General features: G+C 62.2%; 11 protein-coding genes. 3 read left to right on the top strand and 8 right to left on the bottom strand.

The features are described 5' to 3' along the window. Positions 1-17 precede the first annotated feature (17 nt). The 5 genes from HY696_01165 to hemW all read right to left on the bottom strand — a co-directional run bounded on the left by HY696_01165 (position 18) and on the right by hemW (position 5,396). Positions 18-659, bottom strand: coding sequence for a nucleotide exchange factor GrpE (locus HY696_01165; GenBank protein ID MBI4237010.1), 642 nt, complete (start codon positions 657-659; stop codon positions 18-20). A 4-nt stretch (positions 660-663) separates the two neighbouring features. Then, positions 664-1,719: a heat-inducible transcription repressor HrcA gene (hrcA, locus tag HY696_01160; GenBank protein ID MBI4237009.1), complete on the bottom strand. Its 1,056-nt coding sequence runs from the start codon at positions 1,717-1,719 to the stop codon at positions 664-666. Positions 1,720-1,826: 107 nt separating this feature from the next. After that, positions 1,827-2,882 carry a hypothetical protein gene (locus HY696_01155; protein MBI4237008.1) on the bottom strand — a complete coding sequence of 352 codons (1,056 nt, stop codon included), beginning with the start codon at positions 2,880-2,882 and terminating at the stop codon, positions 1,827-1,829. A gap of 71 nt (positions 2,883-2,953) precedes the next feature. After that, the gene (locus HY696_01150) at positions 2,954-4,147 is read right to left on the bottom strand and encodes a hypothetical protein (protein ID MBI4237007.1); all 1,194 of its coding nucleotides are present in this window, start codon (positions 4,145-4,147) and stop codon (positions 2,954-2,956) included. A 112-nt stretch (positions 4,148-4,259) separates the two neighbouring features. Beyond that, positions 4,260-5,396 carry a radical SAM family heme chaperone HemW gene (gene hemW, locus HY696_01145; protein MBI4237006.1) on the bottom strand — a complete coding sequence of 379 codons (1,137 nt, stop codon included), beginning with the start codon at positions 5,394-5,396 and terminating at the stop codon, positions 4,260-4,262. Positions 5,397-5,482: 86 nt separating this feature from the next. On the opposite strand from hemW, the gene HY696_01140 reads away from it, so the two are divergent. Together HY696_01140 and ispG are read left to right on the top strand one after the other, a co-directional pair. Further along, positions 5,483-6,901, top strand: a complete 1,419-nt coding sequence (locus HY696_01140; protein ID MBI4237005.1) for a hypothetical protein — start codon at positions 5,483-5,485, stop codon at positions 6,899-6,901. Positions 6,902-6,972: 71 nt separating this feature from the next. Further along, positions 6,973-8,187: a flavodoxin-dependent (E)-4-hydroxy-3-methylbut-2-enyl-diphosphate synthase gene (ispG, locus tag HY696_01135; GenBank protein MBI4237004.1), complete on the top strand. Its 1,215-nt coding sequence runs from the start codon at positions 6,973-6,975 to the stop codon at positions 8,185-8,187. On the opposite strand, the gene HY696_01130 is transcribed toward ispG, so the two are convergent. Then, positions 8,175-9,107, bottom strand: coding sequence for a hypothetical protein (locus HY696_01130; protein MBI4237003.1), 933 nt, complete (start codon positions 9,105-9,107; stop codon positions 8,175-8,177). The two genes, ispG and HY696_01130, sit on opposite strands and share 13 nt — an antisense overlap. Positions 9,108-9,321: 214 nt before the next feature. Here HY696_01130 and HY696_01125 point away from each other — a divergent pair, with 214 nt between their 5' ends. Then, positions 9,322-10,695, top strand: coding sequence for a hypothetical protein (locus tag HY696_01125; protein ID MBI4237002.1), 1,374 nt, complete (start codon positions 9,322-9,324; stop codon positions 10,693-10,695). Positions 10,696-10,828: 133 nt separating this feature from the next. On the opposite strand, the gene nadC is transcribed toward HY696_01125, so the two are convergent. Together nadC and HY696_01115 are read right to left on the bottom strand one after the other, a co-directional pair. Next, positions 10,829-11,665, bottom strand: coding sequence for a carboxylating nicotinate-nucleotide diphosphorylase (nadC, locus tag HY696_01120; protein MBI4237001.1), 837 nt, complete (start codon positions 11,663-11,665; stop codon positions 10,829-10,831). Between the two features lie 555 nt (positions 11,666-12,220). Next, positions 12,221-15,061 (bottom strand): valine--tRNA ligase, encoded by a 2,841-nt coding sequence (locus HY696_01115; GenBank protein ID MBI4237000.1) that lies wholly within the window; start codon positions 15,059-15,061, stop codon positions 12,221-12,223. Between the last annotated feature and the right edge of the window lie 12 nt (positions 15,062-15,073).

Genomic DNA, 15,073 nt, shown 5'->3' with positions numbered 1-15,073 from the left:
TCCCCCTTACAGACCCGTTACCGTGCTACGACGACCAAGGCGGCACGCAACAAGCGGCCGTTCAAGCGATAGCCTCGACGATGACACACCACAATCGTGCCGGACGCCGCCCCTTCCGCGTCCACTTGCGCGACCGCTTCGTGCATGGTCGGATCGAATTTTGCTCCGACGATCGTCGGAATTTCTTCGAAGCCGAAGCGATTTAAGATGGAGAGAAATTGCCGTTGCGTCAGCTCGACACCTTCCACAAACGCTGGCAACCCGCTCGGCGCAGCCGCGTCCGCCGCACTCGCAACGACTGTGCCTAACGCTTCGTTGAGATGATCGAGGACCGGCATCACTTCGCGCAACAAGCGTTCGTTGGCAAACGCGATCGCGTCGTCCCGCTCCCGTTCGAGGCGTTTGCGGACGTTTTCGAATTCGGCCAATGTGCGCAGATATTGATCCCGCGCCGCTGAAGCCTGCGTCTCGGCCGTTTGTACTCGTGTCAATAATTCGTCCGATGTCGCGCCCGCTCCATTGGCCGATTCGCCGCTCGCGGTCTCGGTCGGCGTCACTTCCTCATCGCCGCTCGCCGCTTCGGGCGCGCTCGCCTCCGCCGCTCGCCGCTTCGCCAACGCCTCGCGCAACGCATCCACTTTTGATTTCGCTTCGGTCATATTTTTATTGTTTCCCCAACCACTCGCTCACTTGCATCGCCGTGCACTGTACTAAAGGGATCACGCGGCCGTAGGCCATGCGAGTGGGACCGATCACGCCGAGCGTGCCTAAGACCGCGCCGCCGCGATGATACGGCGACACGACAACGCTGCATTCGGATAACGCGTCATAGCCGCTCTCGCCGCCGATGAAGACCTGCATTTCATCGCTCGCTTCGGCCCGCGCCAGCAACGCCGCAATCTGTTGGCGTTCCTCTAAGGCCGCGAGTAATGCCCGCGTCCGCGGATTTTCCGCAAATTCCGGACATTCCAGCAACTGACTACTCCCTTCCACAACCAGATCCGCGGCCGCGTCGCGTTCGTCTTTGGCGAGCGTCGCGGCGGCGAATCGCATCGCGCGCGTCGCCCAGTCGTCGACTTCGCGTTGCGCCACGGTCAATTCGTGCGTCGCCTTGGCCCGCGCTTCCACTAACGTGAGTCCTAGGAACGCCGCGTTACAATAGTTATTAATCCGTTCCAGGTCCAGATAACTCTGTTCCTGCTCGACATCGATCACCCGATTCTGCGTCACGCCTTCGCGCGTCACGAAGATGCCCAATAAGCGCCGCTCCGACAGTTTCACAAACTGCATCTGCCGAAACACGAGCTCGCGTCGTGCCGGACGAACGACGATCCCGGCGTAGTGGGAAAGACGCGAGAGCAGTCGCGACGCCTCGCCCAAAATCGCATGCAGCTCCGGCTCGGTCTGCGCATATTGCGCCTGCATCGCGCGTTGCTCCACGTCCGACAGCGGCGGGGTCTCGACCAAGCAGTCGACAAAATAGCGCAACCCGCACGAGGTCGGGACACGGCCAGCGGAGGGGTGTGGATGCGTCAATAATCCCGCGACTTCGAGATCCGCCATAATGTTACGGATCGAGGCCGAGGACAACGACGTCTGCGCCGCGACCGCAAAGGCACGCGCCACCACTTGCGACCCAACCGGTTCCCCGGTCTGCAAATAGGTTTCGACCACATGGCCAAGCACGGCCGCTTCCCGCTGGCTGAGCGCAATCGACATAAGGATCAGAGTGTCGGCGGATTAGCAGGGCCCTGGGGTGGGGGTCAAGAGGGATGGCTCCAATGGAAAACTACCGATTGCTGCCGGCTCTTCCGGCTGGCACAGCATCACAGACCACCCAACCACGCCGGGGGTGGGAAATTGAGATGCTCCGGGTCAACTGGGAAGACGTGGGTCATGGAGAGCAGCCGCGTCCCACCATGACAGAATGCGGCCACGGTCCAGTCGGTGGCCTGCACGAGCGTGGATTCGATCCGGTCACTCGAACGTATAGCTGGGGCATCTGTCGTCGTAACAGTCCAGCGGCGATCCGGCCCGAACGTGACCGCTTGCCGTCTTTGTTCCCGATGGGGAACGCGTTCTTCTTCCAAGTCCCGCACCGGAAGACAACCGTCGCCGCCTTCATCCACCCGATACGCCCCTTGCGCGATTCTTGAATAAGGAACGCGGCGTGTGACAGTCACCATCCGACTCGTTTCGAATGTCACGGTCCGACGCACGTCACACACCGCGCCTGCGTGCAAGAACAACGCCGCCGCTTCGAGTGCCAGATCGTGTCCTGCGAGAGGCGGGCCACCATAATGGCGAGCCAACAGCGCACTGAAAACATCGGCAGATGCCGTAATGAGCCACTGAGCGCCCGTGATCGCCGGCTCGACACGCTGCGGATCCGCGAGTAACAATAATCGCGCAACCGGCCACGAGTGGGGCTGCGCCGCTTGCAACCCCAAGACCATCGCGCGCTGATGGGCTGGAGCGCTGCGCCCATCGCTCCGCATAGCAGGGACCGCGCGCAACTCCCCCCACGTCCTCCGTTGTTCAGGAAGAATGACCATCAAGCCATCGGCTCCGACACCATCGACTCGTCGGCGACCGATGTCACTCAGTTCCAGCGCAGAGGGGATCGCTGTCTCTACGGTCACGTCTCGGTCGTCGCACCACAACGCCGGCGTCAGGCGGCCCATTGTCGCGACCAAATCAGGCAGTGTCGCGGATGTCAGTGGAGCTGTAACGGCTTCGCTCAGCCGACCACTGCGAACGGTGACCTGCGGGAAATAGAATTTCCCAGCGCGCGTCACACGAAAAGTCCTGACGATGTCGCGCAATTGCGGATGCATCCGCCGTCGCGGCGCACCTCTCGCCATCGGTCGCCCCAGCTGCATCTTGGCGTCCTATGCAGAGGGGATGACCCTGTCAATCCCGAAGGCGGCACACAGAGAACGCCGGAGGGGACTTATTTGATCGTGTAATGGATTTGGCAGCCAAAACCCGCATTCGCAGGGAGCGAGACGATCTTGTCGATACATAATTGATGGCCCGGCGTATCCGGAATGGCATAACAGGCGTCGAGGTATGTTTGCTCTAACGGCGCATTCGCTAATACTCCACCGCCGCCAACACCGCCGATCCCGCAGACCATACGCACTTCCGCCCCTCCACCGAACGACATTGGGATCGGCGCAAAACCAAACCACATATATTGCAACACGGCAAAATTGCCGACGCCGGCATCGTTGCAATACTGAATCGGGTAATCGATTTTGATTGGCTTATGGATCGGGAACTGCACGGCACCGGCGCCGATCATTCCATTTGCATTGATCTTGAAAAATTTTGGATCCGGATACCATTCCAACATCCCTTTGTCGGGCATGGTCGGTTGCGTACAATATTCCTCATATCCCCCATTGTGGCAATGGACCGCAAAATGAAAATTGGTATAAGCCGGGTGTGGCGTCGTGGCGAGATCGATCTTATCGTTTGAGAAATGAAAATCTTCATTGACGCACGCCCCGAGTGACCCGTCGCACGCATTGGCGGCTCCGAAGCGATCCCCAACACACCAATCGACCACGGATCCTGCCAGCGTATGCCCCAGAACCGGAGCACTCGCATCGGTAGAGGGGAAAATATGTCGCGGCTCCCATGTAGCCATCGCGGAAAAAACAGTATCGGGCATCGGGACGGTTTTAAAAAAGCTGCCGGCAACGTCGGCGCACGCCTGCTGCGGCACGCCGACTTGAGTGCCGGCGGCCGGATTATAACATCCGTCCAGATCGTAATCGTACAGCGCATTTAAGAGGATCCAACAATCCTTCCGTTGCTGTTGGCAGAGGGCCGCTTTGGCTTGTTGATCGAGCGCTTGCTGGTTTGCCTCATTCATTAATTCGCCCACGGCGGGAGGCGGCACGACGGTGTTCACAATTGGATTGGAGGCGACCACGGGTAACGACGCCAATGGTTGAAGAAATGGGGGCAGGACTTGTAGGCTTGCAAGGCTCTTCAACACGCCAAAGGTCACGGTCGGCTTGATAGGGCGCGCGGTTGGCGGTCGCCCAATCGGCTTGGACGCCGCAATCGCCACGTCGACACTCGAGACCATCAGTAGGAAGAGTCCTAAACTGCACCACCCTAGCCGTTCACGCATGACAGTCCCCTTTCAGCCGCATCTGATGAGCACCGCAGTGAAATCTACTGTTTCCCCCTTATTCATGTCAGTTTAGCAACCATGGCACCGCCTCGACAATATTATTATCAGATCACGGCGATAATTCCGCACACAGGCTGTCCGCTAGCGCGAGGCCGGACTCGGTGAGGGCCAAGCGATCCGCGTGGATGGCGGCCCAGCCGTCGCGACACCAACGCTCCGTTACGCCGGGATAGGCGGTCGTGAACGGCAGACCGAAGCGACCCGCGAAATCCGCGAACGCAATCCCGGCGGTCGTGCGCAGACCGAGCATGCAGTACTCGAACCGCAGCGTCGCCGGGAACAAGACTTCCTCCTCATCGATCGCGAGTTCACCGGCCAAATACCGCGGCAGTTGGCGGGCACGGCGCCAGCGGCGATTTCCGACGCGAGACACTGCGCCGGCGCCGAGGCCCAGGTATTCGCCGCTCGCCCAATAATGCGCATTGTGGACACAGGCAAAGCCAGGGCGCGCGAAGTTGGAAATTTCATACGGCGCGAGGCCGGCGGCGCGGAGTCGTTCCCGGACCACGTGCCATGCGGTCAACGCAGCCTCGTCGTCGATCGGCGTGACGGCGCCGCGCAAAAGCTGCACCGCCAACGGCGTATTCGGTTCCACCGTTAATTGATACGCTGAGAGATGCGGCGTGCCGAGCGCCAACGCGCGCGCCAGATCGTCGTCGAGTTCCGCCCGCGTTTGGCCCGGCAAACCGAAAATCAGATCGCAATTGATATTCGTGAATCCCGCTGCGAACGCGTCGCGAACGGCTTGCACGGCGCGTTCCGCACTATGCACGCGTTCGAGAAACTGCAAGAAGCGCGGTTGGAATGATTGCACGCCGATCGAGAGCCGATTGACGCCAACGGCCCGCAACGCGCGCAAACACGCGCGATCCAACGTCTCCGGATTGGCCTCGCAGGTGATTTCCAGATCCGTCGGGAGGGCGAACGTCTGCGCGACCGTGTCGAGAAAAGTTCCCAGCAGCGCGGCCGGGATCATCGACGGCGTCCCGCCGCCGAAAAAAATCGACTGGAGCGATCGCCCACGCAACTCGAGTTGCGTAACCATCGTCTGCAGTTCCTCGCTCAGCCGTTGCATATACCGCGCGGCCGGGATCGCCTGTTGGCCCACTCCCACCGAATAGAAATCGCAATAACTGCACTTGTGGATGCAATACGGGATGTGCAGATAGAGCGAGAGCGCGGGCATGAGGCATGGGGTACTGGATTGATCACGTCCGAGCAACTTTTTCGGCAAGACGCCGATAAGAGGGATACCTGACAAAGGAGCCCAATATGGCCGGAAAAATCCCCCCACCGAGCAGTCGCCGAGGCGCCAGTCCTACGAGATCGCATACCACAGGCGCCCGAGCGCTGGTGCCGGCGCAGCAGGCGATCCAACGTTCCGCGAGCGGCCATCCGGTCCGGGTCTTCGTCACGATGGTCGTCGACGACTCCAGCTCGATCGCCGATTACGGCAATGCTGCGGCGGTCCGGCGGGGGCATAATGCCCAGATCCAAGACTACCCCGACCAGAGGGAAGCGGCCGAATTCCTGGTTCGCACCCTCTTCCTCAATCGGAGACCACTCTTCGACTTTCTACCTCCGAGCCAAGCGGTGCAGATGGACGAGCGCAATTACCTACCCGCTGGGATGACCCCACTTTACGCCCGAGCGCTGGCGGTCTTGACAGACGTTCAACGACGGGTCGTGCCGGCTAACGACGGCGTCGAGGCCTGCGGGATTACGTGTCTCATGACCGACGGGGCCGACAACGCCTCCCACGGTGTCACTGCGGCGGATGTCCGCCCGGTCGTGGAACGGATGTTGGCCTCGGGCCACCATATCGTCGCGGGGATCGGGGTCGAAGATGGATCCACCGATTTCCGCGCCGTCTTCCGGGCGATGGGGATCCTGGACCAGTGGATCATGGTCTTGCCACGGGAAGAAGGAGACATCGTGGAGGGAATGCGGGATTTTTCGCGGACGTCGTCACGCACCGTTGACGCGGCCTCGTTCCAGCAAACTTCGATGGGAGGGTTCGGCGGGGGTGGTGCCGACGCCAATCATGCGCGACCCGTTCGCACGCCCCAGCCAGCGGCGGCCGTCACGGGGGTCCACCGGGCGGTCTCGTTTAGTGAGGCGTCCGGAGCCCCGCCGCGCCGTGGGATCCTCGACCGCCTCCGCGGCCTCTTTCGTGGTTCTGCCGCCGCGTCACATGGGGCCGTCGCATCCACGCCCCACGCGGCGTTGCAACGCGGAGTCACATACACGCCCGGCCAGCGACCTTCATTAACTGTTGACCTCACGTCCTTGCTCGACATCACCGCCGACGCGACAGTCGTCGTCCGTCGCCATCAGGAGCGGCAACTCGCCGTCACGGGCAACGGCTCGGACGACCTTGTGATCGCCGTCCCGGCGGCCGACGCCCTCTTTTCTTCCACTGGAGCCTTTACGCTGAATATCCGGGATGGGGAGGTCACCGTTCACAACCCAAGTCACTGGACGCTTGTTCTCTACCCGAGCAGCGGTCCCAATGCCGATCATCCGTTCGCGACGATCGAGCCCCAGGGCGCAGCCACCATCCCCATGTCGATCCGCGCGGCGCAACTGGTCGCCGATGATGGAAAGTCGCAACGTGCGCTCGCTCGCTTACGCCTCCCCGACCCGGAAGGTCGCGCGGGATATATGCCGCGCACGAATATGGTCGAATGACGGCCTCCACTACGACCGTGTGCCGGGGAACCATTTGACGCGCGCGGGCCAGTGGTGCTACGGCGCGCGGCATGGCTATCGTGCGACGCAGCGCCGTTCCAGTCCAGATCGGTCCCATCCAGGTCGGGGGCCAAGCCCCGGTCATCGTCCAATCGATGACCAATACCGACACGGCCGATGTCGCGGGAACGGTCCAACAGATTAAAGCATTGGCCGACGCCGGATCGGAATTGGTGCGGATCACGGTTAACGTGAAGGAGTCGGCGGCGGCGGTGGCACGAATCGTCGCACAGTTACGGACCGACGGCTACACCACGCCGATCATCGGCGACTTCCATTACAACGGCCATACGTTACTGAAGGAATTCCCCGACTGCGCGCGCGCGCTCGATAAATATCGGATCAATCCCGGCAACTGCGGTTTCGGCGAGAAGCACGACCCGAACTTCGCCACACTGATCGGGATCGCATGCGAATACGGCAAACCGGTGCGGATCGGCGTCAATTGGGGCTCGCTCGATCAATCGGTGCTGATGCGATTGATGGACGCAAACGCGAAGCGCTCGACGCCGCAACCGGGTTCGGCCATCCTGCATGAAGCCATGCTAGTGAGTGCGTTGGAATCCGCGGCATTGGCCGAACGTTGCGGACTGCCGCACGACCGCATCGTCATCAGCGCCAAAATTTCCCAAGTGCCGGACTTGATCGCCGTCTATCGCGCGCTGGCACAACGCTGCGACTACGCATTGCACTTAGGGCTGACCGAAGCGGGGATGGGCTCGCGCGGCATTGCGGCCTCGGCCGCAGCGCTCGGCGTGCTGTTGCACGAAGGGACCGGCGACACCATCCGCGTCTCGCTGACGCCCGAACCGGGCAGCAGCCGCACCCAGGAAGTGATCGTCGCGCAGCAAATCTTGCAAGTCTTGGGGCTCCGCCAATTCATCCCGCACGTCACCGCGTGTCCCGGCTGCGGACGCACCACCTCCACATTTTTTCAGGAACTCGCGCAGCAGATCCAGAACTACATCGGACAACGGATGCCGGCCTGGAAAGCCGCCCATCCCGGCGTGGAAACCATGAGCGTCGCAGTGATGGGCTGCATCGTGAATGGTCCCGGCGAAAGCAAACACGCGAATATCGGGATCAGTCTCCCGGGCAGCGGCGAATCGCCGAAGGCCCCGGTATTCGTCGACGGCGAAAAAGTCACCACGTTACAAGGCGACGAGATCGTCCCCCGCTTTACCGCGATGTTGGAAGAGTACGTCGCGAGCCATTACACCAAATAAGATCGGGCATCTGTTGGGACGATTGGAAATTCGAGGCGAAGCGCCAACGCGTGCGTCTCGCTGGAAAGCGCGCTTAATGGCCATCCCAACAATGCACTGGCGCCGTGCAGCAGCGGGTCGGCCGGATGCAATGCGCGCACGCCGGGATACATGCCCCTCACGATACGCTGCCGTAGCGTGCCGGCGAATTCCGCGGATGGCGTCAGATGTAAGGCGTTATTCATCCAGGCCGCGACCATCCCGGGTTGCTGAATTCCCAACGCCAGCCACAGCGTATGCGCCAATTCCGCAGCGGTCGACGGGACGGCCACATCCCGTTCGTACGCCGTGAATCGTTGCGGTCGCGCCGCAGACTGCATCCGGGCACAGATCTCACGACGCGCGCTCGGGTCACCGAAGACATCCGGTGTTGCCAGCAGCGCAAACCCACGCGTCAATTCCCGCAACGGGCGCCGCACGGCCATTTGACAGAGCCCACTCAGCGGGCCGGCTCCCGCGACGCCGGAGGCAGCCGCGCATGCAGCGAATTGGGTTGCGGCCTCGCTCAAGCGCGTTTGCAGCCCGCTCCAAGTGGCCTGCAACGCCGCGACGTGCACCAACGAGCCGATGCGGTCGAAATTGGCCACATCTGTGGCGACTGCCGCGACCGCTTCGCCTGCCGCGGCGAGAAAAGTCCCCCACGCGCGCACCGGATCGCCCGCCATCGCGCTCGTCACCGGGACAGCCGACCTGGGCCCCGCAACGGACAAATGCGCCGTCCATGCGGCGTACCAGGCGGGATGCACGGGCAATTGCACACCATAGCGGGGCGGAGCCTTCGGAGCTGCAGCGGGCGGGATGGATGGCAATGCCACCACATGCCGGGACCGACGGCGCACAACGCCGGGGCGTCCGGAGACGATCGGAGACAACGCGGTCATACGACGATCCTTTCCGTAGCGGAGATTCACAAACGCCGCGTGTTCGTGCCGGAAAACAGCACACTCCGCGCTGACCGCCCGCAAAGTCACGACTGTTCTATATCAGCCGCAGGCAGAAGGTACACGAGCCCCTGGAACGGCAATACGTAAAAAACTCGATTGCCCTCAAATCCTTGCTGGATTAGGGGTTGGTGGCGTTGAGACCGGCGCATGTATGTCGAAAATCCCTCCACCACAAGGAATCCACCCGTCACAACGTCCGGCGGCCCACGGTCAAGCCCGCCCGGAGGGGCAACGATCCTACGCACGTCGCTACGCCGAGCGGGGTGCCCCCGCGGCGCCATTGCCCAGCCGGCTTCCCGGCGCATTGTGGCGGGGACCTGCGGCGGAGCCGGCACCTGTTACCGCGCTCACGCTGACCCACAGCCGACCGATACGCACCGACCTCACTGCATTGGAAACCACGCTGCGCGCCGTCGCGGCCGCGTGGCCGCGCGATCCCGCCGGACGACTCGATCTCGCATTGCTCCGCCGTCCGGTGAACCTCTATCTCCCACTGCATTTCGCCGACGACACGCAGATCACATTGGCAACGTTATTGAGTTGGCACCGGACGGCCTATTTGTCCCAACCACCCACCCACCGCCGCCCGCGCGGCGAAGTGCCCATCGATTCCCGCTCTCAGGATTATCTCGTCTGGGCACTGCGGCACGTCACCGCCGATCCGACCCTCTCGACCACGAGCCCGCACCGTGAACCGACACGCGAAGTACGCGTGGACTGTACGCCGGTCGCCTCCTGGACCGATTTGCGCTCCACGCGCCGCGTGATGCGCGCAATCTTGACCCAACTCACGCCGCTGGCCGGAGCGGACGCCCAAGAGTATTGGCTCGTGATCCCGCGGCAAGGACGGATTCGCCTCAGCTACGTGTTGCGCGATTATTGGCATGCGTTGCGCCATCGCAAGATTGCCGACGGTACGTTGGCGCCGGACATCACGAAAGAGGCGATCAAAGAAGCGGCACTCGACATCATCTATTACGATCTGTTCGCGGAGCCGCGCCCACACCCGCGCTGGAAAGGGATCCCGACCAACGTCGGCACGTTAGCATGGCCGCGCGGCGCGCTCGTCCCGACGGTCGATGCGTTGCCCGGCGCCCTCGCCACCGCAGCCGCGATCCTCCGCACGCCGCTCGCCGCACCGTGGACGGCATTCCCGCGCGACAGCCGAGGCGCGCTCGTATTAGTATGGCCCACCGGAGAAGTCGTTCGGTATCGCTGGTTCCTGCATCAACTCCACTACCTGCTGCTCGAAACCGCCCGCCGCGACGCAGCCGTGGCCGCCCGTTTTTTCAATCCCCTCCCACCCCCCAACGCCACCGCGTATGCCCCTCCCACACTTGATACGCGTCAATCTCTTTGCCGCACATTGCGTACGCTGAATCCGGAACAACTCCTCGCCAACCCCAACATCATCGCCCTGCCACCCCCGCGCCCCCGCGCGGACGGCGCCCAGGTCCTGCGTGTGGATGCCAACGGCGCCAAGGTCTTAACCCGCCGCCGCTCGCCCCACGCAACACAGCCCTAGCAGAATGTAAAATCATTTGAATGGGGACAGGTACCTTCAAACCATTGCCAATGCTGCATTTGAAGGTACCTGTCCCCATTCAAATGCATTATCGGATCGCCTGTGTGCCGGGAGGAGGTTCAATCCCTACCCCTCACTCCACCACGAGATGCAGGTCTAATGCGGGGGCGGAGTGGGTGAGGGCGCCGATGGAGATGAAATCGACGCCGGTGGCGGCGTAGGCGCGGATGTTGTCGAGCGTGATCCCGCCGGAGACTTCCAACTGCACGCGGCCGGCGGCCAGTGCCACGGCTTGGGCGACCGTCTCCGGCGAACAATTGTCGAGCATGACGATATCGACGGCGTGCGGCAGCACGGTCCGCAATTCGTCGAGTGTGCGGACTTCCACTTCCACGAGGAATCCGGCCACCCGCTGCTGCTCCACGCACGCCAACGCGGCCTGCAGGCCGCCGCAGAGATTCGTGTGGTTGGATTTGATCAAGTAGCGATCGTACAGACCGTGGCGATGATTGCCGCCGCCGCCGCAAACCACTGCGTATTTTTCCAATTCGCGCCAGCCGGGCGTGGTCTTGCGCGTGTCGAGGATTTTCGCGGGCGTCCCGGCGACTGCGTCGACGAAACGGCGCGTCAGCGATGCGATGCCGGAGAGGCGCTGCAGAAAGTTCAACGCCGTCCGCTCGGCGGACAAAATCGAGCGTGTCCGACCGTGCAACGTGGCCAACGTGTCGCCCGCCACGATGGCGTCGCCGTCGTGGCGCATCCCACGCCAGTGCAGCGTCGCGTCGACCGCGTGAAAGACCGCCTGCGCTACTTCCAATCCGCTTAACACACCCGTCGCCTTCGCAACGATGCGGCCCTCGGCACGGGACGCGGCGGGAATCGTCGCGAGCGTGGTAATATCGCCGCCGCCGATGTCTTCGGCCAATGCGACGTGGATTAATTCTGTAGCATTCGGGCTATTCATCTCCATCCTCCCAGTCCACAGGGCGCATTTGCAAAATTAATGACGGAGTGCGGGGCCTGCCCGGGGGAAAGGGGCATAGGCCGTGGGGGCCGGCTTCCCCTGCAACGTGAGAGCTCGTGATGGCGCGCTACCGCCGTTATCCCCGGATCATCCCAAGTGGCCAGCCACACAATGGTACGCACGCCCGTTTGCCCCCACGGCCTATGCCCCTTTCCCCCGGTCACCCGCAGACGTTCATCAAATTTTGCAAATGCGCCCCAACATAGTGTGCACTTCACCATCGACAGCGCCAATGGGGACACTGGGCATCATCGTGGCGACTGGAACAACACAGCGTGTGATTGGCATGCGCCGGGAGGCTGGACCCGGCACTCCCGGGGACTCTCGCAGCCGTTTTCTCCTCGCGGAATCTAACGACGAAAACGGCGAGGGCGAGCGCGCGGCGCCTCGATGGCGCCGCGATAGCGTACCCCGGGGGTGCCGGGTCCAGCCTCCCGGCCCCCGTCGTGAGCACTGATCATGCGACAACGCCGTACAGCTATGCAGCATGTTGCACACCAGTCACCCCTGCGTCGTTACCAATCGCGCCAGCACGGCGTCCAAATGTTGCCGTTCCGCTGCGGCCGCGGCCAAGCGCTCGCGTTCCGCCTCCACAATCTCTGCCGGCGCGCGTTCCACGAACGACGCGTTCGCCAACGTGGCTTGCACGCCTTGCACCGTCTTCTCGACTTTTTCGATCTCTTTTTGCAATCGCGCTCGTTCCGCGTCGACGTCGATCAAGCCGCGGAGCGGGACATACACCTCGACCCCATCCACGACGGCCGCAGCCATTGGGCCTTCGCACACCTTCGATACGCGCATTTCCAGTCGATCGAGTCGCGCCAATTCGCGCAGCAACGTCCCGTGCGTGCCGATGACCTTCTGCATCGTCGGATCGGTAGTCCGCAACACCACCGCCAAACGCTGCACCGGCGGAATTTGGTGTTCGCTGCGAATTGTGCGAATCGCGGTAATGATCCGCGCGAGTTGGTCGAACAATTTGGCCTCTTTGATATACAGCGGATGCTTCGTGACGGGCGGCCACGCGGCCACGACCAAGCTGCGCCGGCCTTCCCACGCCGCCGGACCGCCCACGGCAACGCGCAGTCGTTGCCACAATTCTTCGGAAATAAACGGCATGAAGGGATGCAATAAACGCAGCGTCCCGTCGAACACGTCGACCAGTGTCTTCAGCGTGGCCTGCCGTCCGGCGATGCCGCCACGGAAGCGCGGTTTGCTCGCTTCCACGTACCAATCACACAACTCATGCCAGACGAATCGGTACAGACAATGCGCAGCGGTGTCGAACTCGTATGCCTCTAACGCCTTCGTGACCGCACGGACCGTTTGTTGATACTGGTGCAGGATCCAGCGATCGGCCAACGCCAAGTCGCATGTCTCGACCGGATCGGCGTCCGGTCCGCACTGCGCGGCCACGTCGCCTTCGAACGCGCCCAATTGGAGCAACAGGAAGCGCGCGGCGTTCCAGAGTTTGTTGCAGAAATGCTTATAGCCTTCGATCCGTTCCTCGCTCAGTTTAATGTCGCGCCCTTGCACCGAAAGCGCGGCGAGCGTGAAGCGGAGCGCGTCGGTGCCGAAGCGGTCGATCACGGCGAGTGGGTCGATCACGTTGCCTTTCGACTTGCTCATTTTCTGGCCGAGCGGATCGCGCACCAGCGGAGTAAAGTAGACATGGTGAAACGGGACTTCACCCATACAATGCAGTCCCAGCATCATCATGCGTGCGACCCAGAAAAATAGGATGTCGAATCCGGTAATCAACAACGAGGTGGGATAGAACGTCTTCAACGCGGTGGTTTGATCCGGCCACCCGAACGTGGCGAACGGCCACAGCGCCGAGGAGAACCAGGTATCGAGCACGTCGTCGTCTTGGCGCAGCTCGGTATCCCCGCATTGCGGACACCGCGCCGGACGCTCCCGCGCCACCAACGGCGGACACGCGCCTTTCGCTTCGCCCGCCTTCACACAATACCAGGCTGGGATACGATGCCCCCACCAAATTTGGCGCGAGATACACCAATCTTCGATGCGCTCCATCCAATCGAAGTACGTCTTCTCCCAACTCTTCGGCGAGAAATGCGTCTGCCCTTTGCGCACCGCCGCGCTCGCCGCAGCCGCCAACGGCTGTACCTTCACGAACCACTGCGGCGAAAGCGACGGCTCCACGACCGTCTTGCAGCGATAACAATGCCCGACATTGTGGGCGTGCGGTTCGGTCTTTTCCAACAAGCCCAGCTGTTCCAATCCTTCGACGACCTTCTTGCGCGCCTCGAAACGATCGAGTCCCGCAAACACACCGCCGTGTTCATTGACGGCCGCTTCCGACGTGAAGATGTTGATCCTCGGGAGTTTGTGATCATTGCCGATCCGGACGTCGTTTAAGTCGTGCGCCGGCGTCACCTTTACCGCACCGGTCCCGAACGCGCGATCCACGCGCTGATCCGCGATAATCGGAATAGTGCGACCAGTGAGCGGGAGAATCACACGTTGCCCGATCAGCGATTGATAACGTTCGTCGTCAGGATGCACCGCCACGGCCACGTCGCCCAGCATGGTTTCGGGACGCGTCGTAGCGACGATGATCGCGGACGGCTGGGGGCTGGGGGCTGGTGACTCGTGGGCCGTGGCCTCGTCTTCGCTCAGTTCCGGCACGGTTAACGGATATCGGACATGCCACAACGAACCTTGATGGGCCTCGTGTTCCACTTCCAAATCGGACAGCGCGGTATGGCAACGCGGACACCAGTTGATCAAATATTCGCCGCGATAAATGAGACCGCGCTCGTGGAGCCGCACGAAGACTTCGCGCACCGCACGCGAACAGCCATCGTCCAACGTGAAGCGCTGTCGCGACCAGTCGCACGAGGCCCCGAGGCGCTGCAATTGTTCGACAATCCGATCGCCATATTGTTTTTTCCAGTCCCAGACGCGCTGCACGAACGCATCGCGCCCCAACTGCTGCCGCGTCACGCCTTCCGTCGCTAATTGTTTCTCCACCACGTTTTGCGTGGCGATCCCGGCATGATCGGTCCCCGGCAACCAACAGACGTTATAGCCTTGCATCCGCCGCAGTCGCACGACGATGTCTTGCAACGTGCAATTGAGCGCGTGGCCCATATGCAGCGCGCCGGTCACGTTCGGCGGCGGAATCACGATACTGAACGATTTGCGGCCGTCTCCCTTGCCGTCTTTCTCCGTCTTGTCGGCGGCGTGAAACAGGCCCGCGTCACACCAGCGCGGATACCACGCCGCTTCCACCGCGCGCGGTTCGTAGGCCTTCGGCAGTTCGCAGGCAGCGGCATCGGGCGTCGCCACCAACTCGGACGATTCGGCGTGTGACATGGCGCCGGACTC

Source organism: Deltaproteobacteria bacterium (assembly GCA_016210045.1).
In the GTDB taxonomy this organism is placed as follows: Bacteria; UBA10199; UBA10199.
The sequence above is the reverse complement of the archived record's forward strand: the minus strand, read 5'-3'. Positions and strand labels throughout refer to the sequence as shown.